The organism is Streptomyces pilosus (assembly GCF_014649835.1).
In the GTDB taxonomy this organism is placed as follows: domain Bacteria; phylum Actinomycetota; class Actinomycetes; order Streptomycetales; family Streptomycetaceae; genus Streptomyces; species Streptomyces pilosus.
The window spans coordinates 358,655-380,550 of the sequence record NZ_BMTU01000003.1; the positions used below are offsets into that span (position 1 = coordinate 358,655).

Consider the following 21,896-nt stretch of genomic DNA (forward strand, 5'->3'; position numbering starts at 1 on the left):
GCCGCGGATGCGTCCGTTACCGATCACGGACGATTCCGCAGGGGTTCGCGGACAACGGCGGCGCGCCCGCGGCGGCACGGACGCCGGGCGTACCCCGCGGGGCTACGGCCCGGCCGAGGGGCCGGCTCCGGCGGCCGGGTTGCGCCGGACCAGGGAGGCGTTCAGGGCGGTCGCGAACAGGCACCAGGCCGCGTAGGGGGCCAGTGCGGCGGCGGCGGTGCGGTCCGCGCCGGCCATCCGGCGGACGAGGTGGGCGTTGCTGAGGTCGAGCGCCAGGGTGCCGGCCAGCCCGGCGCGCGGACTGCGCCGGCGGAAGAACGCGTGGTTCCAGCCCGCGTTGAGCACCAGGTTCACCGCCAGGGCCGTGGCCAGCCGCGTGCGCTGCCGGCCGCGGGTCCTGCTCAGCCCGCGCCCCGCGCTCCAGGCGACGGTCGCGTACAGAGGGGTCCACACGGCGCCGAAGGCCCAGCCCGGCGGCTGCCAGGCCGGCTTGTCCAGGGACCGGTACCAGGTGCTGTCGGCGTCGACCGCCCGGGCGCCGGCCACCGCCGCGGCCGTCACGGCGGCGGCGGAGCCGGCCGTCCACCCGGCACGGCCGGACGGACGCGCATGTCCAGTGATGAGCCTCATCCGGAACGGGTACCCGCCGACACCCCCGGCGTTCCCGAGCGCCGTCGGACACCGCATTCGGCGCAGGAGACTCATGGATACGGACACATTGGGTAAGCGAACGCCATCGAAGACGACAATCCGTGATCAGAGGGGCGTCGATCGAGCAATGACGGAGACACTTCCATGGTCATCCCGCTCATGACGCGGGCCGGGAACGCGGCCCGGCCGGAACCGCTGCGCTTCACCACCGCCTGGGACCTGAGCGGCGTCCCCATCGCCGACGCCCGGGACGCGGTGAGCGCCCTGCTGGCGCGCGCCGGCCGCCGCGCGGACCACGAGTCGGCCCTCGGCGCCCACCTGGTGGTCAGTGAGCTGGTCACGAACGCGGTCCGTCACGCACCGGGCCCGGGCGCGCTCCTGCTCGTCCTGGCGCCCGGTGCGGACCGCCTCGACATCGCCGTCCGTGACAGCTCCCCGCACCCGCCCGTCGTGCGGCCGCGTGACCCGCACCGCATCGGCGGCCACGGTCTGCTGCTGGTCACCCGTCTGTGCGAGTACCTGCACACCAGCCGGCTGCGGATCGGCAAGCAGGTCATGGCCCGCATGAACCTCGCCTGAACCCGACCCGGGGGCCCGGGAGAGCCCGGGGTGGCGGCCCGCCGCCCCGGCGCTCCGGCCCCCCGGCGCTCCGGGCCCCCGGCGCTCCGGCCCCCCGGCGCTCAGGCGCCCCGGCACCCGGCTGCCCGGGCCTTCGGGGCGCGTGAACACGCCGAGGGCCCGGCCACCGTGGTGGCCGGGCCCTTCACGGGCGTGGTGGGACGCCTGGACGTCTCACCATCGGTACCAGCGGCCGCGACCACCGCCGGCCGACGTGGAGCGCATGACGAAGCCGAGCAGCCAGATCACCAGGACGGCGATGGCGATCCACCAGAGGATCTTCACGGCGAAACCGGCGCCGAAGAGAATGAGGGCGAGCAGCAGAACCAGCAGCAGGGGAACCATAGTTATCAACCTCCTGGGCCACCGTTTGCCCTCGGTCGGCTCCCTCACTCCTCGATACGGCCTTGTTTGTGAAGGAGAAGTGGGGGCACCCGAAGTCCACCACGACAGCGGCAAGAACGCTACGAGGAGGCGTGTTCCATGAGTGCCGGCGAGAAGGCCAAGGCGAAGACCGAGCAGGCGCAGGGCAAGGCGCAGGAGGCCCTGGGCAACGCCACCGGGAACGACCGCATGGCAGCCGAGGGGCAGGCCAAGAAGAGCAAGGGCGATGCCCGCGAGTCGAAGGAGAAGGCGAAGGACGCCTTCAAGCACTGACACCTCCGCGCGCACGCGGAAAGGGGCTGCCCCGGGTCGAGGACCCGGGGCAGCCCCTTTGGTGCGCGTGCGCACGGAGCGCCGCCCCGTCCCGTCTGCCGTGAGCCGCGTGCGCGGCCGGGCGCCCTCCGCCCTGGCAGCTAGCTGCGGGGTCAGCCGGTGTCGCGGCGGGAACCGGCCGCCTCCGCCGGTGATTTCGCGCCCGTGCGGGCGCCTGCCGCACCGGTTGTGGTCACGGGCGTCGCCGTCGCCCCGGCGTCCGTCCTACGTTCCTGGCCGACCGCGGCCGTCGGCCGCGGCCCGAGAACGGAGGAAGCATGAGCGCGGCAATTCGCACCACACGCCTCGGGACCGCCCTGGCGGCCGTATCGCTGACGGTGCTGGGCGTGTCGGGGACGGTCGCCGTACCGGCGTCGGCGGCACCGCAGGAGCGGCCGGCCGCCGCCGCGGCGGCCTCGGTGGACTACGCGACGTGGCAGGCGGACGTCAAGGCGGTCATCGACCAGGCGCGGCCGTACGTGGAGCAGCGCACGGCCGGGGCGGGCGGTGCCAGGCAGGCGATCGTCCTCGACATCGACAACACCTCCCTGGAGACGCACTTCCACCTGTTCCCGCCCACCCCGGCCGTCGCGCCCGTGCTCGACCTCGCCCGCTACGCGAACGACCGCGGGGTGGCGATCTTCTTCGTCACCGCGCGGCCCGACCTGCTCGAGGTGGTCACCAAGTCCAACCTCACCTCGGTCGGCTACCCGGTGGCGGGCCTCTACCAGCGGTCGCTGCTCGACCTGTTCGGCAGCGCGGCCGAGTTCAAGACGGCCAAGCGGGCCGAGATCGAGGCCAAGGGGTACGCGATCATCGCGAACATCGGCAACAACACGACCGACCTCGTGGGCGGGCACGCCGAGCGCACCTTCAAGCTGCCCGACTACGACGGCGAGCTGTCCTGACGCGGAGCCCCGAACCCCTGGTTATGCCCTGAGCACGTGCCCACGTTTGCTTCATCCTGCAACTGTTTGACCCGCCGAGACGGCCGATCCTACGGTGTAGGCGCTGGGGGAAACGGGGGTTTCAACGGAATGCGCGGCGTCCTGCCGTGCATTCCGTTCCATCCTGACGACACGATCCTCGAACCCTCCTGAACGGATGAATTGACTCACATATCAGGGGGAGTCGTGCCGAGCGCTTCTGTCACCGAGGACCTGACCGGCGGGGAAATAGAGAAGATGCTTCTCGAAGCCCGCAGACTGGTCGAGTCCGCCGTCGACCGCCACCGCAACGAAGGCCAGCTGCTGACCGCCCTGGAGCCCGGGGAGGGGACGGAGACCGCCGAGCAGGTGGTGGACTGCGCGACCCGCTCGCTGGTGGTGGTGCTCTCCGGCCGCCACGGCGAGGAGACCGCCCCGCTCGTCGCCGCCCTGGGCCGCGCCGCGGCGCGCGGCGTCGACGTCCGGCTCCTCGCCCGCCTCGCCGTGCTGGAGGACCGCCTGTTCCTGGAGCGCCTCGACAAGTACGCCCCGGCGGTCCAGGTCCGGCTCGCCGGGGCGCCCCTGCAGGACATGGTGCTCGCCGACGGCCTGGTCGGCGTCATGTGGTGCCGGTCCGCCGGGCCGTCGGCGGGCCCGGCCCGGGAGGCCCTGGTGATGCGGGCGCCGGCCCTGCTGCGCCACCTGCGCACACTGTTCGCGGCGTCCTGGAACGGCAGCGCCCCGCTGGCCGACCACCGCCGGCTGTCCGGCCGCACGCGCAGCGACGTGGCCCGGCAGATCCTGCTGGCCCTCAGCTCCGGGCGCACCGACGAGGTCGCGGCCCGGGAGCTCGGCATGTCGGTGCGCACCTACCGCCGCAACGTCGCCGAGATCACCCGGGAACTCGGTGCCATTTCCCGCTTCCAGGCGGGCGTGCGGGCCGCGGAACTCGGCCTGCTGCCGCCGGCGACGGCCCCCCGCCCGCAGCGGGACGCCGGCTGAATTGGCAGCTTGCTGTAGCGCTTCTTGCCGCGCACGGCCCGGGAAATGTAGGAATTGCGCAGTCCTTGATTCAGTAGTCCGCAGTCCGCAATCTCGGAGTTCTTACCCTCCCTATCCGCCCGGTCTCTGCGAGGAATGGCATCCGGTGAACAGCGTGATGATCGAAGCGATGGACATAGGCCGGTCCTTCGGCGGTGCGCGGGCGCTCGACGGCGTCAGTTTCCGCATGGAAAAGGGAAAGGTGCTCTGCCTGCTCGGGCACAACGGGGCGGGCAAGAGCACCCTGGTCAGCATTCTCGCCACCGCGCTGCCGCCCACCTCGGGCACGGCCCGCGTCGCCGGGTACGACGTGGTGCGCGAGCCCCGCGAGGTGCGCCGGCGCATCGGGCTGACCGGGCAGTTCGCCGCCGTGGACGAGAACCTCTCCGGCCGGGACAACCTGATCCTCGTCGCCCGGCTGCTCGGCGCGCACCGGACCGAGGCCCGGCAGCGGGCGGGGCAGCTCCTGGACGCCTTCGACCTGAACGCCGCGGCCGACCGGCCGGCCCGCACCTACTCGGGCGGGATGCGCCGCCGCCTCGACCTCGCCAGCAGTTTCGTCGGCAGCCCGCAGGTGCTCTTCCTCGACGAACCCACCACCGGACTCGACCCGGTCAGCCGCGCCGGCCTGTGGGACCTGGTCCGCTCCTGTGTCGCCGAGGGCACCACCGTCCTGCTGACCACCCAGTACCTGGAAGAGGCCGAGCAGCTCGCCGACCGCGTCATCGTGCTCGGACACGGCCGGACCATCGCCGACGGGACCGTGGCCGAGCTCAAGGGGCACCTCGGCGGTGCCACCGTACGGGCCCGGCTCGCCGAACCGGGCCAGGGGGCGGCGGCGTCCGACGCGCTGCGGCGGGCCGGTCTTCCGACCGCGCCGGGCGAGCCGGACGGGACGGTCGCCGTGCCGGTGCGGGAGTCGGCCGCCCTCGCCGCGGTCGTCCGGGCCCTCGACGAGGCCGGGGTCACCATCAAGGAGATCTCCCTGACCGAGCCGACCCTCGACGACGTCTACCTGGCACTGGCGGAGGGTGCCGAGCCCGCGGCCGGGGTGCCGGTCGCCTCCTGATCCGCCGCCCCGCCCGATCCGCCGCCGACCCGGCCGAAAGGCCGCACCAGTGAACCTCTGGATCCTCTACCGGATCACACCACGACCCCCGGCCCCGTCGGCCCGCCCCCCGGAATCCGGCACGGGCGCGCCGGTCCGCGCCGCATCCCCTGGGAGCTCCCATGACGGTGACCACCGCGACCTACCCCTCGATCACCGAGGCGCAGATGATCCCGCGCCTCGTCCGGCTAGGCCCCAACCTGTACGGCGCCGTCTTCACCCTGATGAAACTGCTGCCGGCCCACTACATCCTGAAGCGGGCCGAGCAGCGGGGTGAACTGGGCGCGGGCACCGTGGTGGTGGAGACGACGTCGGGCACCTTCGGTCTCGCCCTCGCCATGCAGTGCGCGCTGATGGAGCGTCCGCTGATCCTGGTCAGCGACCCGGCGATCGACCCGAACCTGTACCGGAGACTGACCGACCTCGGTGCCCGCGTGGAGATCTGCCGGGAGCCCGCCCCGGTCGGCGGCTACCAGGAGGCCCGGCTGCGCCGCCTCGCCGAGATCCGCGCCGGGCTCCCCGACTCCTTCTGCCCCGAGCAGTACACCAACGAGGACAACCCCCGCTCCTACGGGGTGGTCGCCGAGATGCTGCACCAGACCCTCGGGGACGTCGACTGCGTCATCGGCCCCGTCGGCTCCGGCGGTTCGATGTGCGGCACCGTCCGGGCCCTGCGCGAGCGCACCCCGCACACCCTCGCCCTCGGTGTCGACAGCCACCGCAGCGTCCTCTTCGGGCAGGCCGACGGGCCGCGCGGCCTGCGCGGACTGGGCAACAGCCTGTGGCCGTCCAACCTCGACCACACCGTCTTCGACGAGGTCCACTGGTGCTCCGCGGCCGAGGCGTACACCCAGACCCGCCTGCTGCACGCCCGCCACGCGCTCTTCCAGGGCCCGACGAGCGGCGCGGCCCACCTGGTCGCCCAGTGGTGGGCCGACCGGCACCCGGACCGGCTGGGTGTGGTGATGCTGCCCGACGAGGGCTACCGCTACCAGGCCACCGTGTACGACGACAGCTGGCTCGCCGACAACGGCCTGCGCCTGGACGCCCTGCCCGCCGAGCCCCTCACCGTGGCGTCGCCCGCCGAGGCGGGGGAGCACTGGACGCGCTTCGCCTGGGCCCGCCGCGCCTACGACGAGGTGCCGGGCGCCGTGCCCCGCACCGGCCGGCCGCTGCCCGATCGGGCCCGGTCGTGACGGCCACCGGACGGCTCACCCGGACCCTCGGCCCCCGCACCCGGCGGCTCGTCTACGGCGAGAGCGGGCCCGCCGACATCCGCGAGGAGCTGGGCGCCACCACCACCGTCGACCTGGCCCACGTGGTGATGCTCACCGAGTGCGGACTGCTGCCGCGGGACGCGGCGGCCGCTCTGCTGCGGCGGATCACCGACCTGCGCGCCGACGGCTTCCGCGCCCTGTACGACCTGCCCGCGCCCCGCGGCCTCTACCTGATGTACGAGGGTCACCTGGCGGCCGAACTCGGCGCCGACGTGGGCGGGAAGCTGCACACCGGACGCTCCCGCAACGACCTCAAGGCCACCGTCACCGCCCTGCGGCTGCGCGCGGAACTCACCGATCTGCTCGGCGAGTTGCTGCGGCTCCAGGCGGTGCTGCTGGCCCGGGCCCGGGCGCACCGCTCGGTGGTCATGCCCGTCTACACCCACTTCCAGCCGGCGATGCCGGTCGGCTACGGCTACTACCTGGCCGGGATCGCCACCGCCCTGGACCGGGACGCCGACGCCCTGCACCACGTCCTCGCCCAGCTCGACCGGTGCCCCCTGGGCGCCGGCGCGGTGGCCGGCACCGACCTGCCCATCGACCCGGCCCGCACCGCCGGGCTGCTCGGCTTCCGGGACGGTCCGCTGCACGCCACGGACGCCGTCGCGGCCCGTGACATCCCGCTGCGCGCGGTGGCCGCCGCGGCCTCGGCGGCCCTGACCCTCAGCCGGCTGGCGACCGACCTCCAGCTGTGGAGCACCCAGGAGTTCGGCTTCTTGGAGTTCCCCGAGCGGCTGGTCGGCGGCAGCTCCGCCATGCCGCAGAAGCGCAACGCCTTCCTGCTGGAGCACGTCAAGGCCAAGGCGGCCCTCGCGGTGGGCGGCTGGACGGCCGCGGCCGGCGCGATGAAGTCGACGCCCTTCACCAACTCCATCGAAGTGGGCACCGAGGCGGTGTCCGCGGTCTGGCCCGCGCTGGCCGCCGTACGGGACTCCGTGCTGCTGAGCCAGTCCCTGGCCGGCGGGGCGCGGCCCGTCGCGGACCGGATGGAGCGGCGGGCGCGGGAGGGCTTCGTGACGGCCACCGTGGTCGCCAACCGGCTCGTCGCGCAGGGCGTGCCGTTCCGCACCGCCCACCACGTCGTCGGGGAGGCCGTGCGGGAGGCCGTCGAGGCCGGCGCGACGGAGCTGGGGGAGATCACCCCGCCCGGCGGCACCGCCGCCGGCATCGAACTGCCGCCGCTGCCCGAGGTGGTCGACGCCCACGACCGCGGCGGCGGCCCGGGGGAGTGCGACCGGATCGTGCGCGTCCTGCGGGAACGGCTCGCAGGGCACTGCGACCGGCTCGCCGGGCGGCGGGCGGTGACCGGCCGGGCACGACGGCGTCTGGAGGAGACGGTCCGGGCCCTGGTGGCCCGCGGACAGGGAACGGAGGGTGCGCCGTGAGCGCGCGTGAACCGCATGACGCAGGGAACGGACCCCGGCCCGACGGGCCGTGGTTCGCGTTCCTGGAGAGCAACACCACCGGAACGGGACGCGCGTTCTGCGCGGCGGCCCGCGCCCGGGGCATGCGCCCGGTGCTGCTGACCCGGGACCCCGGCCGCTACCCGTACGCGGCCGAGGACGGCCTCGACGTGCGGGTGCTGGACAGCGCCGACCCGGACGCGGTCCTCGACTGCTGCGCCCGGCTCGCCGCCGACGGGGCCGGGCTGGCGGGCGTCGCCTCCAGCTCCGAGTACTTCGTCGCCGCCGCCGCACGCGCCGCGGCCGCCCTCGGGCTGCCCGCCGCGGACGGCGACGCCGTCGCCCGCTGCCGGGACAAGGAACGGCAGCGCACCGCGCTCGCGGCCGCCGGGGTACCGGTGCCCGCCTTCACGGCCGCCTCCGACGCGGCCGGGGCGGTACGGGCCGCCGACGCGATCGGCCATCCCGTGGTGCTCAAGCCGGTCAGCGGCTCCGGCTCGGTCGGGGTCCGCCTGTGCCGCGACCGGGACGAGACCCTGGCCTGGGCAGAGCGGCTGCTGGACCGGGGCGCCGACGAGCGCGGACATCCGGTCGCGGCCCGCGTCCTCGTCGAGGCGGCCGTGGCAGGCCCCGAGTTCTCCGTGGAGACGTTCGACGACAGGGTGGTCGCCGTCGTCGCCAAGCACACCGGGGCGCCGCCGTACTTCGTCGAGACCGGGCACGACATCCCCGCCCCGCTGCCCCGCCGGGACGCGGACGCGCTCGCCGCGACCGCCCTGGCGGCGCTGGCCGCGCTCGGCCTCGGCTGGGGCGCCGCCCACACCGAGCTGCGGCTGACCGCCGCCGGGCCGGTGGTGATCGAGGTCAACCCGCGCCTGGCCGGCGGCATGATCCCGGTCGCCCTCCGGGCCGCCCTCGGCACCGACCTGGTGGACACGGTGATCGCCAGGTCGGCCGGCCTGCCCGCCCCGCAGCCCACGGCCGGCGCCGGGCACGCGGCGGTGCGCTTCCTGTCCGCCGGCCGGGAGGGGCACGTCACCGGCATCACCGGACTCACCGACGCCGAGGCGTCGCCCGGTGTGGTGGCGGTGACGGCCGGCACCGCCAAGGGGCGGACCGTACGCATCACGCACTCGTTCCAGGACCGGCTGGCCTGCGTGGTCGCCACCGGAGCGGACGCGGCACAGGCCGCACGACGCGCGGCGGACGCCGCGCGGTTGGTCAGGGTCGAGCTGGAGGATCCGGCAGCGCCGGGAGAAGGAGTCGGGGGCCGATGACAGAGCACGCGAACAACCAGGCGTTCACCAGGGTTCCGCGGTGGACGGCACCGTCCGCCCGGGAGGAGGGGACCGGGGTCCACGGCACCCGGCTCCCCGAGCACCTCACCCGGGACCTCGAGGACCGCGCCGCCCACCTGGGCGCCGGGCTGCCCGCCCTGCTCACCGCCGCCCACGCCCGCGTCCTGGCGACCGTGGCGGCGGAGCGGGACCTGTGCGTCGGGTACGTGCCGCCGGGCGGCACCGGCCCGGCCCGGCAGCTGCGGCTGAGGGTGGAGAACTCCACCTGGGCGGAGCTGGTCGCGCACGCGGCCGTCGCCCCGGCCGGGCAGGCCGGCGCGGACGAGGCCGAGGGGCGCCCCGAGGTGGTCCTGGACCTGTCGGGGCTCGCCGACGCACCCGCCCCGGCAGCCGGGGACGCGGACGGCGCGCCGGTGCTGCGGGTGGTGTGGAGCCGGGACGAGTACGGCCTGGCGCTGCGTCTCCTGCACGACCGCGCCGCGCTCGACGCGGACCACGCCGAGCGCCTGACCCAGTACCACCTGGCCGCGCTGCGCCTGCTGGCGGCCGGCCCCGGTGAGCGGCACCACCGGCAGAGCCTGCTGTCGGAACGCGAGGTCGAGAAGCAGCTCTACGGGCTCGCCGGACCGCGCGCCGAACTGCCCCACCACACCTTCGTGGACGTGTTCGAGGAGCGGGTGCGGTCCGTCCCGGACGCCGTCGCCGCCGAGCACGCCGGTGTGCGCTGGACCTACCGGGAGCTGGACGAACGGGCCAACCGGATCGCCCACACGCTGATCGGGGCGGGCGCCGCCGCCGAGGACGTCGTCGCCGTCGTGATGGACCGCACCCTGGACTGGATCGCCGCCGCCCTCGGCGTGTTCAAGGCCGGCGGCGTCTACCTGCCGGTCCGCCCCGACTTCCCGGCGGACCGGGTGGCCACCCAGTTCGAGCGGAGCGCCTGCCGCTTCGCCCTGACCGACCCCGCCGGCGAGGAGCTGGCGCGCCGTGCCCGCGACGCCGTGGCGGACGCGCCCGCCGTCCTGTCCGTCCCCGGGATCCTCGCCCGGCCGGACGTGCCCGCCACGCCGCCCGACGTGCCGGTGACGCCGGGGCAGGCGGCGTACATCTACTTCACCTCCGGCTCGACCGGCGCGCCCAAGGGGGCGCTGTGCGAGCACGCGGGGATGCTCAACCACCTCCACATGAAGATCGAGGACATGGGGATGGCCGCCGGAGCGGGCGAGGTGGTCACCCAGACCGCCTCCCAGTGCTTCGACATCTCGCTGTGGCAGTTCGCCGCCCCGCTCATGGTCGGCGGCACCGTGCGGATCGTGGACACCGACACCCAGCTCGACGTGGCGGGCTTCGTCGACGAGATCGTCGACGGCCGCGTCACCGTCGTCCAGGTGGTCCCCTCCTACCTGGAGGTGCTGCTCACCCACCTCGAACAGCACCCGCGCCCGCTCGGCGCGCTGCGCACGGTGTCGGTGACCGGCGAGGCGCTCAAGTACGAGCTGGTCCAGCGGTGGTTCGCCGGCTACCCGCACATCAGGCTGGTCAACGCCTACGGGGCCACCGAGGTCTCCGACGACACCATGCACGAGGTCCTGGACGGGCTGCCGGAGCGGGACTTCGTGACGGTCGGCCGGTCGCTGCGCAACGTCAACACCTACGTGCTCGACGAGAACCTGGCCCTGGTGCCGCTCGGCTCCCCCGGCGAGATCGCCTTCTCCGGGGTGTGCGTCGGGCGCGGCTACGTCAACGACGAGGAGCGGACCCGGCAGGCGTTCGTCCCCGACCCGTTCCGGCCGCACACCCGGATGTACCGCACCGGCGACTTCGGCCGCTGGCTGCCCGAGGGCCGCATCGAGTACCTCGGCCGCCGCGACGAACAGGTCAAGATCCGCGGCTTCCGCATCGAGATCGGCGAGATCGAGAACAAGCTGCTGACCGTGCCCGGGGTGCGGGAGGCCGCGGTCGTCATCGACGGCGGCACCGGCGACCTGCGCAACCTCGTCGCGTTCTACGCGGGCGTGGAGGAGCTGCCGGTCGAGAGCGTCCGCGACTTCCTGGCCGGTCTGCTGCCCGACTACATGGTGCCCACCTACTTCCACCAGACGGAGCGGCTGCCGCTCACCGAGAACGGCAAGATCGACAAGAAGGCGCTCGTCCGGCTCGCCGGCACCCTCGGCCACGGCGGTGCCGCCTACGCGGCCCCCAGCACGCCGGCCGAACAGCGGCTCGCCATGCTGTGGGCGGAGGTGCTGGGTGTTCCGCTGGAGCGGATCGGCCGGACCGACGACTTCTTCGAGCTGGGCGGCACGTCGCTGGCCGCGGTGCGCCTGCTGGTCCGCCTGGACCGGGTGCTGTCCCTGCGGGACCTCGTCGGCAGTCCCGTCCTCGCCGACCTGGCCGCGGTCCTGGACGCCCGCGGCGAGGGGGGTGCGGGCACCGCGGCCACCGGGCTGCTGCAGCCGCTGGCCACGCCCCGGGCCCCGCACCACACGGTGGTCTGCTTCCCGTACGCCGGTGGCAACGCGGTCAACTTCCGCTCGCTCGCCGCCGAACTGGGCCGCGACGGGTTCGCCGTCGCGGCGGTCGAGCCGCCCGGCCACGACCTCGCCGACGCCGACGAGGAGATGCTGGACGTCGCCGGCATCGCCCGGCGGGTACGGGACGAGATCGTCGCCCGGGTCACCACGCCCGTGCTGATCTGGGGGCACTGCGCGGGCGCCGCGGCGGCCCTGGAGACGGCACGGCTGCTGGAGCGGGCCGGCCGGCCGGTCGAGCGCGTCTTCATCGGCGCCCTGCTGCCGGCGGAGCCCGACGCGCTGCGCGCCGAGATCGCCGAGACGTCGGCCGCCGACACCGCCACGCTGCTGTCGTGGCTGCGGGCCGACAACGCCTACGTGGAACTGGACTCCCTGAAGCCGGAGCGCGCCGAGGTGGTGGGCCGGGCCTACCGGCACGACGTGCTCACCGCCAACAGCCACCTGATGCGGCTGCACGAGGACCGCGAACGGTACCGGCTGGACGCGCCGGTGGACGTGGTCGTGGCCCGGGACGACGCCTCCACCGCCGGTGCCACCGACGTCTACGGCCGCTGGAAGGCGGTCTCCGACCGGGTCGCGCTGCACGAACTGGCGCAGGGCGGACACTACTTCGTCAGCACCCGGCCGGCGGAGACCGCCCACGTGATACGCGGCCGCCGTACATCGCCCGGACCCCGGGCCTAGGAGGGAGCCGACGTGACCACCGAGATCCTCACTCCGGCGGCCGGCCGGAGAGGCGCCACCACCGGGGTCAGTACGGCCTTCGGCACCTTCGGCGAGCTGCTCCAGGGAGTGCTGCCCGAGGAGCACGGCGACTTCCTGGTGACGCTGCCCGTCGCCCGCTGGGCCATGGCCAGGTTCGAACCGCGCCCGGACCCGGGCCTGCTGACGGTCCATCCGGCGCACAAGAAGAAGGCGCTCCGCCTCACCTCGATGATCCTGGAGGACGCCGGCTGGCCGGGCGGGGGCACCCTGACGATCCACAGCACCCTCCCCGAGGGCAAGGGGCTGGCCAGCTCCTCGGCGGACCTGGTGGCCACGGCCCGCGCGGTGGCCAACGCGCTGGACGAGCCCATGCCGCCCCGCCGGATCGAGTCGTACCTGGCCAGGATCGAGCCGACCGACGGGGTGCTCTACTCCTCGATCGTCGCCTTCCACCACCGCACCGTCCGGTTGCGCGCCCAGCTGGGTTCGCTGCCGTCCATGGCCGTCGTCAGTGCCGACGAGGGCGGCGCCGTGGACACGGTGGACTTCAACAACATCCCGAAGCCGTTCACCGAGGCCGACAAGCGCGAGTACGCCCGGCTGCTCGGCCGGGTCACCACCGCCGTCGCCCGCCGGGACCTCGCCGAGGTCGGGCGGGTGGCGACGGAGAGCGCCCGGATGAACCAGGTGCTGCGGCACAAGTGGTCCCTGGAGGGGATGGCCGCGATCTGCCGTGACGTGGGCGGCCTCGGGGTCGTCGTCGGCCACAGCGGCACGGCCGTCGGCATCCTGCTCGACACGGCCTCGCCGGACTGCCCGGCCCAGCTCGCGGCGGCCGCCCAGGCGTGCCAGGAACTGGTCGGGAACGTCACCGTGTACCGCACGCTGAGCTTCGACTGACCGGCGCGGGACCGAGCGCGAGGGGCCGCACCCGGAAGACCGGGTGCGGCCCCTCGCGCGTGCGCCGGCTCAGGGGGCGAACGGCTCGCCCAGCCCGGCGACGATCTCCCGCTCGCCGCGGTACGGTTCGCGGCTGTGCGCCGTGCGGACGTTGTCGACCAGCAGCAGGTCGCCCCGCCGCCACGGCTCGCGCACCGTGTGCCGCTCGTACACCTCGTTGATCAGGTCGACGGTGGCGCGGTCCAGCGGGGCGCCGTCGCCGCGGAAGGTGTTGAACGGCAGCCCCTCGGGGCCGAACTCGGCGGTGAGGAAGGAGCGGACCTCGGGGGCCATCGTCCACTCGTTGAGGAACGCGATCTGGTTGAACCAGCAGCGCTCACCGGTGGCCGGGTGGGCGAGCACCGCGGGCCGGGTCTGCGCGGTGCGCAGTCCGCCGTCGGCGTCCCACCGGGTCTCGATGCCGTGCTCCGCGCAGTAGCGGTCCACCTCGGCCCGGTCGGTGCTGCCGAACGCCTCCTGCCAGCCGATCCCGACGAACGGGTTGTAGCTGCGGGTCAGCCGCCAGCCGTGCCGTTCGAACGGCTCCACCAGGGCCGGCGGCAGGTCGGCGAGGACGGCGCGGGCGTCCGCGAGCGCCGTGACGCCGCCCGAGGCCGGGGGCGTCACACAGGCGAAGGCGAGCAGGCGCGGGGCACGGGCCGCGTAGCTCAACTCGTGGTGCATGCACATCGGCTGGTCCGCCGGCCAGTGCGACGACGAGTACACACCGGGCGTCCCGTACGGGTCGCGCGGGGCGAACCCCTCGCGTTCGGTCATGCCCTCGCCGAGGACCGCGGCCACGGTCTCTACGGCCCGTTCCCGGCTGTCCAGGTCCAGTCCGCGGACCAGGACGGCGCCGTGCCGGGCCACCAGGTCCCGCAGTTCCGCGCGGTGTCCGGACGCCCAGGCCACCGCGTCCGCGCCGGGGGCGGGTGCGGCGTCCAGGCGCGCGAGGGGCTGGGTCTGCGCTTTCGTCATGGTGTCCTCCGTGACGTCGGTGGTCGGTCGGGTGGGGGCGTGCGGGTCAGGTCACGGGCCGGCGGAACGCCCACACCGCCGCGGCGGACCCGAGCGCCGCGACGAGCAGGCTGGCGCCCAGCGCCGCCCACAACCGCGTCCCCAGCGGGGTGTCGAGGGCGAGGGCGCGGGAGGCGTCCATCGCGTACGACAGCGGGTTGAGCTTCGCCAGGATCTGGAGCCAGCCCGGCAGCCGGTCCACCGGGACGAAGGCGCTGGAGGCGAACATCAGCGGGAACGTCACCAGGTAGGCGGCCGCCTGCATGGCCTCGGCGCTGCGCAGCCACGCCGCGAGCGCCAGGAAGATCCACGTCAGCGCCCACACGACGACGCACGTCAGCAGCAGCGCGGCCAGCACGCCGAACGGGCCGCCGGCCGGACGGGAGCCGAGCGCCAGCACGGCCACCGCGACGAGGATCACCAGCTGGGCGGCGGTGCGCAGCAGATCGGCGAGGCTGCGGGCGAGCAGCAGCAGCGAGGACTGGATCGGCAGGGTGCGCAGCCGGGCCACCGCCCCGTTGTCCATGTCGCGCACCAGCCCGATGCCCGAGGCCACCGACGGTCCGATGCCGGTGGTCACGAGCAGGGCGGGCAGCAGGTAGTCGAGGTAGCCGACGCCCTCGGGCAGGTGTCCGCGGTCGACGATGCTGCCGAACACCTCGCTGAGCAGCAGCAGCATGAACACCGGCTGGAGCAGGGCGAGGACCAGCGCCCGGCGGTGCGTCAGGTGCGCCCGGACCGAGCGGCCGGTGAGGATCATCAGCTGTGCGGGCAGGCTGCTGCCCTGCCAGGCGGTGCCGGGCCGGCCGGCGGGCAGGGAGGGGGTGAGGGTCATCGGATGCCTCCTTGGTCGTAGATCCTGCGGACCCGGGTCAGGGCCGTCAGCAGCTCGTCGGAGGTCACCCGGCGGGCGGCCGTCAGCGCGGTGCGGGGCAGGGGCAGCAGCCCGGTGTCCGCCCAGCGCAGCCGCCCGTCGGTGTCGATGAAGCTGCGGGTCCGCCCCGCGTTGTCCGGGTGCAGGCAGTACGGGATGTCGAGCAGGCCGCGCCGGAAGGCCAGCAGCAGTGCCTCGCCGACGTCGTCGTGCAGCCCCAGCACGGTGCGGACGAGGACGGCGGCCTCCTCGTACACCTCCGAACCGGCCGCGGCGCCCGCGGCCCGGGGCGTGGTGGCCTCGGCGGCCCGGGCGGCCGTGCGCAGGGCCTCGACGTTGTCCGCGATGGTGGGGATGCGGTGTGCCTCGGCCGCCGTCTTGACGATCAGCCGGGCCGCCCCGGAGGCGACGGCCAGCCGGGCCGCCTCCTCCAGCAGGCGCAGGGCGCCGCCGCGGGTGGCCGGGAACACGCCCATGTAGGCGTAGACGACGAGGTGCGTGTCGATGCCGGGGAGGAATTCGCCGGCCAGTGCCCGCAGGGCCGCCATCGCCTCCAGGTCCTGCTCCGGGCTGGTCTGCTGGGCGTAGCTGAGGGAGACGCTGCGCAGCCCGTGCCGGGCGAAGAACAGGCCCTCCAGGACGCTGAGGGCGACCAGCATCGACGGCGGGCACAGCTGCCCCAGCATGCAGCCGCCGAAGCTCTCCAGGTGCGGCTCGCGGGTGTCGGTGCGGGCCTCGGCGAGCAGGGCGCACGCGGTCCGCCAGGCGGCCACGGCGTCGCTCAGCCGGGTGCGGCCGTAGGGCAGGCAGTACGAGACGGGGCCGCCCTCGGTGGCGTCCAGGCCCAGGTCCAGCAGCGCGGACACGATGTGCTCGGGGCGCGCCGACCCGTGCCGCACCTGCACCGGGAAGGCGGCCTCGTGGACGCCGTCCAGCATCGCCCGCGACACCTCGGCGGGGTGGGTGCAGATCGGGTACCCGTTGAGCGGCACCCCGTCGCGGACGGCGCGGCGGGCCGCCGCCAGGTCGTTCACGCGGGTGTAGCTGTCGAGGGTGAGGGTGCCGACGGTGACCGCCCCGGCGTCCCTGGTCCGCCGCAGGCCCTCGCGCATCTGCCGGGGGTCCCCGAACCCCATGCGCGGCTGCACCACGAGTGCGCCCCGCGCGTGCGCCCGCGAGACGAAGCCGCCGAAGGACGCCGGCGTCACGACACCGCTCGGTCGGGCGTCCGGGCGGCGAAGGTGCGGAACGCGGGCAGCTCGCCGTCGTCGAACACCCGGTCGTAGCCGGCCGCGGTGAGCCGCCGGACCATGCCGACGTTGCGCAGGCCGTCGGTGACCAGCTTGCCGCCGATCACCACGGTGGTGCCGGCCAGTTCCGGCCGTGCCCGCAGCACGCGGATCAGCCGCAGACCGTCGTTGAAGCCGTGACCGTTGACGCTGCTGACCACGACCAGGGCGGGCCGCAGCCCCAGGCAGGACTCCACCACCAGCTCGTCGGGGACGCAGGGGCCGAGGTTCGCCACCGTGTGGCCGATCTCCTCCAGAACGAGCTGGAGATGGACGAGATTCCAGGTGTGGGCGTCCGAGGAGGTTCCGGTCAGCAGCACGGAAGGCGCCGCGTCGACACGTGAGGAATTCATGGATCCGACTGAGGAATTCATATCCGGTCCGGTTTCTGGAGTGCCGGCGTATTCCGGCGCCAGCACCGGTACGCCGACTGCTCGGCGGAATGGGGAAAAAGGCGGGACGGCTGCCGGGAATCCGGCCGTCGTGGACGGCCGCGCAGCGGCGGCGCTGTCGACTCTACTGCGCGCCGGACCGCCCCAACGGGCCGCTGACTGGCCGGTACTGGCCCGGTGAGCGGGCTCGACAGCACCCCCGCCGGCGTGATCCGCGCCGCCGTCGGCGCGGTGGCCGCCCCGTCCTGCAGTTTGCTGTCAGCCGCCTTCCGGGAGTCGGCCGGGCGTCGCTAGAAAGTGTTCGCTGCCCTGAACCAGGTGCGGCGCCAATTCTTGAGCGAACGCGAAGGGCAGGACAGTGAATATGGCGGACATCGTCATCGCCCGTAGTGTCACCGCGGTTCTCCTCGGGCACGCGGAGAACATTCCGGGGAAGACCGCGGCGACCTTCGTCACCGATCCGCTGCGGGACGACGGGGCGAGTCGGCTGACCTACGCGGAGCTGGACCGGCAGGCCCGCGCCGTGGCCCTGCGGCTGCGCGCCGCGGGCGTCGGCACCGGCGACCGCGTGCTCCTGCTCCACCCGGCCGGGCTCGCCTTCCTGACGGCCTTCGCGGGCTGCCTGTACGCCGGCGCCGTCGCGGTCCCGTCCTCCCTGCCGGGCCGCTACCGCCACGAGCGGTACCGGGTCGCGCGCATCGCGGACGACGCGGGCGTCACGGCGATCCTGACCGACACCGCGACCCGCGCCGACGTCGAGGCCTGGACGGCCGAGGACGCGGTCGGCGACGTCCCGCTGCTGGTCACCGACGTCGTCGACGACCTGCCGGACACGGACGCCGGGGCCGGCGACTGGACGCCGCCGGAGCTCTCCCACGACAGCGTCGCCGTCCTCCAGTACACCTCCGGGTCCACCGGCGACCCCAAGGGCGTCGTCATCACGCACGGCAACCTGCTGCACAACAGCGCCAACCTCATCGGCGTCCTCGGCCTCGACGAGCACACCCCGCTCGGCGGCTGGATCCCGCACTTCCACGACATGGGGCTGATGGGCCTCATCCTGCCGCCGCTGATGAGCGGGGCCGGGACCGTGATGATGAGCCCGTCCACCTTCCTCAAGCGGCCGCACCTGTGGCTGCACATGATCGACCGGTTCGGCATCCACACCTCCGCCGCGCCCGACTTCGCGTACGAGCTGTGCACCCGGCGCATCACCGACGCCCAGATCGAGGGCCTGGACCTGTCCCGCCTCCGGTACGCCGTCGACGGCTCCGAACCGGTGCGCCCCTCCGTGCTGGACCATTTCCGCGCCCGCTTCGCCGGCCACGGTCTGCGTCCCGACGCCCTGAGCCCCTGCTACGGGATGGCCGAGGCCACCCTCTTCGTCTCGGGGGCGCTCGACGCCCCGCACGGCGCCCGCCGGGTGGACGTGGACCGGCTCGAACACCACGAGTTCCGGCCGGTCGAGGGCGACGGGCCCGGCCGTCTCGTCGCCGCCTGCGGCCCCGTCACCGGTGCGGAGATCCGCATCGTCGACCCCGGCACCCACCGGGTCCTGCCCGACGGCGGCGTCGGCGAGATCTGGCTGCGCGGCCCCGTCATCGGCCACGGCTACTGGAACCGCGAGACCACCAACGCCACCGAGTTCCGCGCCACCACCGCCGACGGCGACACCGGCTACCTGCGCACCGGGGACCTCGGCACCCTCCACGAGGGCGAGCTGTACGTCACCGGCCGCATCAAGGACGTCGTCATCGTGCGCGGCCGCAACCTCTACCCGCAGGACATCGAGCACGAACTGCGCGTCCAGCAGCCCGAACTGGGCACCCTGGTCGGCGCCTGCTTCACCGTCCCCGGCGACACCGCGGACCGGGAGGACGTCCTCGTCGTCACCCACGAGGTGCGCGGCATCAAGGAGGAGGACCGGCTGCGCCGGCTCGCCGCCGACATGCGGCTGACCGTCGCCCGCGAGTTCGGCGCGCCCGTCGGGGCGGTCCTGCTGCTGCGGCCCGGCGGGGTGCGCCGCACCACCAGCGGCAAGATCCAGCGCTCGGCGATGCGTGAACTCTTCCGCTCCGGTCTCCTCGAACCCACCTACGCCGACTACCAGGACGGCCTGCTCCGGCCCGTCCCCGCCCCCGAGCGGGCCGCCGCATGACCGTCGCAGCGCCCACCGTCGGCACCGTGGACCGGTTCACCCGGCACCTGCACCGGCTCACCGGCCCCGGGCTGGCGCTGGACGCCGGGGAGCTGGCCGCCCTCGACCGGGCCGACGCCTTCCCCGCCGACGCCTGCCGCGCCCTGGACGAGGCCGGACTGCCCCGCCACTACGTGCCCACCGAACACGGCGGCGCCCTCGACGACTTCGGTGTCGTCATGCGCCTGCTGCGGGCCGTCTCGCGGATCGACCTCACCGTCGCCGCCGCGCACGGCAAGACCTACCTCGGCGCCGTCTCGACCTGGCTCGCCGGCGCGGAGGAGCCCGCCCGGCGGCTCGCCCGGCGGATCACCGACGGCGAGGTGGTGTCCTGCGCGCTGACCGAACGCCACCACGGCAGCGACCTGCTGGCCGGCGAGGTCGTCGCCCGGCCGGCCGCGGACGGCGGCTGGCTGCTCGACGGCGAGAAGTGGCTGATCAACAACGCCACCCGGGCCGGCCTGGTGACCGTGCTGGCCCGCACCGACGACGCGGGCGGTCCGCGCGGCTTCAGCCTCTTCCTCGTCGACAAGGCCCGCCTCGCCCCCGGCACGTACACCTGCCCGCCCAAGGTGCCCACCTACGGCATCCGCGGCGCCGACATCAGCGGCATCGCCCTGCACGGGGCACGGGTGCCCGCGGACGCCCTGATCGGCCGGCCGGGCCAGGGCGTCGAGATCATCGTCAAGGCCCTGCACATCACGCGCACCTGCTGCGCCGCCATGTCGCTCGGCGCGGGCGACCACGCCCTGGCGCTGGCCGCCGACTTCGCCGCCGGCCACCCGGCGGACGACGGCACACCACTGGCCCGGCGCCCGCACGTCCGCCGTGAACTCGGCGAGGCCACCGCGGGCCTGCTGCTGGCCGAGGCGACCGGCCTGGTCGCCGTCCGCGCCCTGCACTCCCTCACCGGCGAGATGAGCGTCCTGTCCGCCGTCGCCAAGGCCTACGTGCCCGCCCAGATCGACGCCCTGATCGCCCGGCTGCTTCACCTGCTCGGCCCGCACGGCCTGCTCGGCCCCGGCGACCCGCACGGGCAGTTCGCCAAGGCGGAGCGCGACCACCGCATCATCGGCATCTTCGACGGCAGCAGCCTGGTCAACCGCAGCGCCCTGATCGAGCAGTTCCCGCGCCTGGCCCGCGGCTACCGCAAGGGCCGCGTCGACGCGGCCGGCCTGGCCGAGGCCACCAGCCCGCACATCCGGCCGCGCCCCTTCGCGCCCGCCGCGCTCAGCCTGCTGTCCACCACCGGGAACTCGCTGCTCGCCGGACTGCCCGACGCCGTCGCCGAGCTGCGGGAGCGGGCCCGCCACCGGGGCGACCTCGCCGCGCCGGCCGCCCTGGCCACCCGCCTCCTCGACGCCACCGGCCGGCTCCACGAGGCCATGGCCGCCGTACGGTTCCCGCCCCGGGCCGTACCGGCGGAGGCCTTCGACCTCGCCGAGCGCTACGAACTGTGCTGCGCGGCCGCCTGTGCCCTGCACCTGTGGCTGCGGGGCGGCCCGGCGGACGGCGACGTCACCTGGCTGCGCGGTTGTCTCGTCAAGGCGCTCACCGACCTCGGCGAACCCGTCGAGGACGACGAAGCGGCCGTCCTGGACGACCTGGCCGGCCTGCTCCTGGACCGCCCGTCCGGCTCCTTCGTCTCGCTGCTCGACCGGCTGGAGTCCCCCTCGTGAACACCCTCACCGCCGTCGAGGCACTGGAGCAGCGCCTCGGTGACCCCTTCGACCCGGCCAACCCCCACGGGTTCGACGCCCTCCTCGCCGCCGCCGAGGCCCACCGCCCACAGGACCCGGAGCCCTGGCGGGTCCCGTCCGGCGCCCCCGAGCCGGTGCTGCACGCGCTGCGCGCCGTCTGCCGCCGCTCACCCACCCTGGCCGGGACTCCCGGGACCGGCGCCGCCGACGAGGCCCTCGCGGTCGGCGCCTGCGCCGGCGCACTCGACTCGGCACTCCGGATCACCCTGCGCCACCTGCGGGGCCGCCGCCTCTACGGCGCCGCCGCGGCCGACCTCCCCGTCCTGCGCTCCGTGCTCTCCGGTGCCTTCGCCGACCTGCTGCTCTGTGACGCCCTCACCACCCTCGCCGTACGCGGCACCGACGCACTGCCCGACCGGCCCGACGCCACCGCGCACGCCGTCACCGCGTTCGTCCCCCGCGTCCTCCAGGGTGCCCTGGACCGCCTGTCGGTGGTGATGGGCTCCCGCTTCTACATCCGCGAGGGCGACCACGCCTCCTTCCAGCGGCTGCTGCACGAGACGCAGCGGGCCCTGTTCGGTGCCGGCCGGCGGACACCGGAGCGGGACCCGGCCGCCCCGTTCCCGCTCGACGCGCTGCTCGCCGCCCCGGCCGTCACCGGCCTGTACGACCCGGCCCTGCTGGCCGCCGCCCCGGGCCGCGCGCTGAACGGCCGCGCCCGCCGGACGCCGCAGCCCACCGGGTCCGCGCACGAGCGGCTGTACGCCGACCTCGTCGACCGTCACGAGGCGAACCTCGCCCTCGACCTGACCCGCCGCCCCCTGCCCGACCGCCCCTGACCGCACCCCTCCCGAGGAGCATCCCGTGCCCGACCTCGCCCTGGACACCCTGACCGCCGACAGCCTGCGCGCCTGGCTGGTCGACTGCGTCGCCACGCACCTGGACCGTCCCGCCGAAGCCGTCGACACCACCGCCAAGCTCTCCGACTACGGCCTGGACTCCCTCCACGTGCTCGCGATCGCCGCCGAGCTGGAGGACCACCTCGACATCTCCCTCGACCCGACCGTCATGTGGGACAACCCCACGCTCGACTCCCTCAGCGTGGCGCTGGTCCGGGAACTGTCCCAGAACGCCTGACCCCGCTCGGCGCCCGCCGAGCCCGTACGCCGGCCCCCGGCGGCATCCCGCAGATCCCGTAGGCCACGCAGACCCCCGAGAGGACCGCTCGTCC

20 protein-coding genes are annotated in these 21,896 nt (G+C 74.6%); 14 read left to right on the top strand and 6 right to left on the bottom strand.

Features of this window, described 5'->3' with window-relative positions; all coding sequences use genetic code 11:
- Positions 1 to 102: 102 nt before the first annotated feature.
- Complete coding sequence (locus tag IE118_RS09960; protein ID WP_189557394.1) at positions 103 to 630, bottom strand: TspO/MBR family protein; 528 nt, start codon at positions 628 to 630, stop codon at positions 103 to 105.
- Positions 631 to 795: 165 nt separating this feature from the next.
- Here IE118_RS09960 and IE118_RS09965 point away from each other — a divergent pair, with 165 nt between their 5' ends.
- A complete protein-coding gene (locus tag IE118_RS09965) occupies positions 796 to 1,230 on the top strand; it encodes an ATP-binding protein (protein ID WP_189557395.1) in 435 nt (144 codons plus the stop codon).
- A gap of 213 nt (positions 1,231 to 1,443) precedes the next feature.
- Here IE118_RS09965 and IE118_RS09970 read toward each other — a convergent pair whose 3' ends face one another.
- Positions 1,444 to 1,614, bottom strand: a complete 171-nt coding sequence (locus IE118_RS09970) for a hydrophobic protein (RefSeq protein ID WP_189557396.1) — start codon at positions 1,612 to 1,614, stop codon at positions 1,444 to 1,446.
- A 138-nt stretch (positions 1,615 to 1,752) separates the two neighbouring features.
- Here IE118_RS09970 and IE118_RS09975 point away from each other — a divergent pair, with 138 nt between their 5' ends.
- From IE118_RS09975 to IE118_RS10015, 9 genes are all read left to right on the top strand, one after another.
- The gene (locus tag IE118_RS09975; RefSeq protein ID WP_189557397.1) at positions 1,753 to 1,926 is read left to right on the top strand and encodes a CsbD family protein; all 174 of its coding nucleotides are present in this window, start codon (positions 1,753 to 1,755) and stop codon (positions 1,924 to 1,926) included.
- A gap of 317 nt (positions 1,927 to 2,243) precedes the next feature.
- Complete coding sequence (locus tag IE118_RS09980) at positions 2,244 to 2,873, top strand: HAD family acid phosphatase (protein ID WP_189557398.1); 630 nt, start codon at positions 2,244 to 2,246, stop codon at positions 2,871 to 2,873.
- A gap of 225 nt (positions 2,874 to 3,098) precedes the next feature.
- The gene (locus IE118_RS09985; protein WP_189557399.1) at positions 3,099 to 3,893 is read left to right on the top strand and encodes a helix-turn-helix transcriptional regulator; all 795 of its coding nucleotides are present in this window, start codon (positions 3,099 to 3,101) and stop codon (positions 3,891 to 3,893) included.
- Positions 3,894 to 4,038: 145 nt separating this feature from the next.
- Positions 4,039 to 5,001 (top strand): ATP-binding cassette domain-containing protein, encoded by a 963-nt coding sequence (locus IE118_RS09990; protein ID WP_229846736.1) that lies wholly within the window; start codon positions 4,039 to 4,041, stop codon positions 4,999 to 5,001.
- 161 nt (positions 5,002 to 5,162) lie between these two features.
- On the top strand, positions 5,163 to 6,236 hold the full coding sequence (locus IE118_RS09995) for a cysteine synthase family protein (protein ID WP_189557400.1): 1,074 nt from the start codon (positions 5,163 to 5,165) through the stop codon (positions 6,234 to 6,236).
- Positions 6,233 to 7,702 carry an argininosuccinate lyase gene (argH, locus tag IE118_RS10000; RefSeq protein ID WP_189557401.1) on the top strand — a complete coding sequence of 490 codons (1,470 nt, stop codon included), beginning with the start codon at positions 6,233 to 6,235 and terminating at the stop codon, positions 7,700 to 7,702. Before IE118_RS09995 ends, argH begins: the two co-directional genes overlap by 4 nt.
- Positions 7,699 to 8,997 (top strand): ATP-grasp domain-containing protein, encoded by a 1,299-nt coding sequence (locus tag IE118_RS10005; RefSeq protein ID WP_189557402.1) that lies wholly within the window; start codon positions 7,699 to 7,701, stop codon positions 8,995 to 8,997. Before argH ends, IE118_RS10005 begins: the two co-directional genes overlap by 4 nt.
- Positions 8,994 to 12,236, top strand: coding sequence for a non-ribosomal peptide synthetase family protein (locus tag IE118_RS10010; RefSeq protein WP_189557403.1), 3,243 nt, complete (start codon positions 8,994 to 8,996; stop codon positions 12,234 to 12,236). The genes IE118_RS10005 and IE118_RS10010 overlap by 4 nt, the downstream gene beginning before the upstream one ends.
- 12 nt (positions 12,237 to 12,248) lie before the next feature.
- Complete coding sequence (locus IE118_RS10015; protein ID WP_229846737.1) at positions 12,249 to 13,157, top strand: GHMP family kinase ATP-binding protein; 909 nt, start codon at positions 12,249 to 12,251, stop codon at positions 13,155 to 13,157.
- Positions 13,158 to 13,226: 69 nt separating this feature from the next.
- Here IE118_RS10015 and IE118_RS10020 read toward each other — a convergent pair whose 3' ends face one another.
- From IE118_RS10020 to IE118_RS10035, 4 genes are read right to left on the bottom strand one after another with little or no spacing between them, the layout of a single operon-like run.
- A complete protein-coding gene (locus IE118_RS10020; RefSeq protein WP_189557404.1) occupies positions 13,227 to 14,174 on the bottom strand; it encodes a TauD/TfdA family dioxygenase in 948 nt (315 codons plus the stop codon).
- Positions 14,175 to 14,220: 46 nt separating this feature from the next.
- On the bottom strand, positions 14,221 to 15,048 hold the full coding sequence (locus tag IE118_RS10025) for an ABC transporter permease (RefSeq protein WP_189557405.1): 828 nt from the start codon (positions 15,046 to 15,048) through the stop codon (positions 14,221 to 14,223).
- Positions 15,045 to 16,295 (bottom strand): methylaspartate mutase, encoded by a 1,251-nt coding sequence (locus tag IE118_RS10030; protein WP_189557406.1) that lies wholly within the window; start codon positions 16,293 to 16,295, stop codon positions 15,045 to 15,047. The genes IE118_RS10025 and IE118_RS10030 overlap by 4 nt, the downstream gene beginning before the upstream one ends.
- Positions 16,292 to 16,729, bottom strand: a complete 438-nt coding sequence (locus IE118_RS10035) for a cobalamin B12-binding domain-containing protein (protein ID WP_229846738.1) — start codon at positions 16,727 to 16,729, stop codon at positions 16,292 to 16,294. Before IE118_RS10035 ends, IE118_RS10030 begins: the two co-directional genes overlap by 4 nt.
- A 403-nt stretch (positions 16,730 to 17,132) precedes the next feature.
- On the opposite strand from IE118_RS10035, the gene IE118_RS10040 reads away from it, so the two are divergent.
- The 4 genes from IE118_RS10040 to IE118_RS10055 are packed head-to-tail and all read left to right on the top strand — an operon-like array spanning position 17,133 to position 21,802.
- Positions 17,133 to 18,926, top strand: a complete 1,794-nt coding sequence (locus tag IE118_RS10040) for a fatty acyl-AMP ligase (RefSeq protein ID WP_189557408.1) — start codon at positions 17,133 to 17,135, stop codon at positions 18,924 to 18,926.
- Positions 18,923 to 20,644, top strand: coding sequence for an acyl-CoA dehydrogenase family protein (locus tag IE118_RS10045; RefSeq protein ID WP_189557409.1), 1,722 nt, complete (start codon positions 18,923 to 18,925; stop codon positions 20,642 to 20,644). The genes IE118_RS10040 and IE118_RS10045 overlap by 4 nt, the downstream gene beginning before the upstream one ends.
- The gene (locus tag IE118_RS10050; protein WP_189557410.1) at positions 20,641 to 21,504 is read left to right on the top strand and encodes an acyl-CoA dehydrogenase family protein; all 864 of its coding nucleotides are present in this window, start codon (positions 20,641 to 20,643) and stop codon (positions 21,502 to 21,504) included. The genes IE118_RS10045 and IE118_RS10050 overlap by 4 nt, the downstream gene beginning before the upstream one ends.
- A 25-nt stretch (positions 21,505 to 21,529) precedes the next feature.
- Positions 21,530 to 21,802: an acyl carrier protein gene (locus IE118_RS10055; protein ID WP_189557411.1), complete on the top strand. Its 273-nt coding sequence runs from the start codon at positions 21,530 to 21,532 to the stop codon at positions 21,800 to 21,802.
- Positions 21,803 to 21,896: the final 94 nt, after the last annotated feature.

What these genes read in the sequence shown, in the direction of transcription:
- IE118_RS09960 (WP_189557394.1), bottom strand. Translation starts at nt 630, where the DNA reads ATGAGGCTCATCACTGGACATGCGCGTCCGTCCGGCCGTGCCGGGTGG.
- IE118_RS09965 (WP_189557395.1), top strand. Translation starts at nt 796, where the DNA reads ATGGTCATCCCGCTCATGACGCGGGCCGGGAACGCGGCCCGGCCGGAA.
- IE118_RS09970 (WP_189557396.1), bottom strand. Translation starts at nt 1,614, where the DNA reads ATGGTTCCCCTGCTGCTGGTTCTGCTGCTCGCCCTCATTCTCTTCGGC.
- IE118_RS09975 (WP_189557397.1), top strand. Translation starts at nt 1,753, where the DNA reads ATGAGTGCCGGCGAGAAGGCCAAGGCGAAGACCGAGCAGGCGCAGGGC.
- IE118_RS09980 (WP_189557398.1), top strand. Translation starts at nt 2,244, where the DNA reads ATGAGCGCGGCAATTCGCACCACACGCCTCGGGACCGCCCTGGCGGCC.
- IE118_RS09995 (WP_189557400.1), top strand. Translation starts at nt 5,163, where the DNA reads ATGACGGTGACCACCGCGACCTACCCCTCGATCACCGAGGCGCAGATG.
- IE118_RS10010 (WP_189557403.1), top strand. Translation starts at nt 8,994, where the DNA reads ATGACAGAGCACGCGAACAACCAGGCGTTCACCAGGGTTCCGCGGTGG.
- IE118_RS10020 (WP_189557404.1), bottom strand. Translation starts at nt 14,174, where the DNA reads ATGACGAAAGCGCAGACCCAGCCCCTCGCGCGCCTGGACGCCGCACCC.
- IE118_RS10025 (WP_189557405.1), bottom strand. Translation starts at nt 15,048, where the DNA reads ATGACCCTCACCCCCTCCCTGCCCGCCGGCCGGCCCGGCACCGCCTGG.
- IE118_RS10035 (WP_229846738.1), bottom strand. Translation starts at nt 16,729, where the DNA reads ATGAATTCCTCACGTGTCGACGCGGCGCCTTCCGTGCTGCTGACCGGA.
- IE118_RS10040 (WP_189557408.1), top strand. Translation starts at nt 17,133, where the DNA reads ATGGCGGACATCGTCATCGCCCGTAGTGTCACCGCGGTTCTCCTCGGG.
- IE118_RS10045 (WP_189557409.1), top strand. Translation starts at nt 18,923, where the DNA reads ATGACCGTCGCAGCGCCCACCGTCGGCACCGTGGACCGGTTCACCCGG.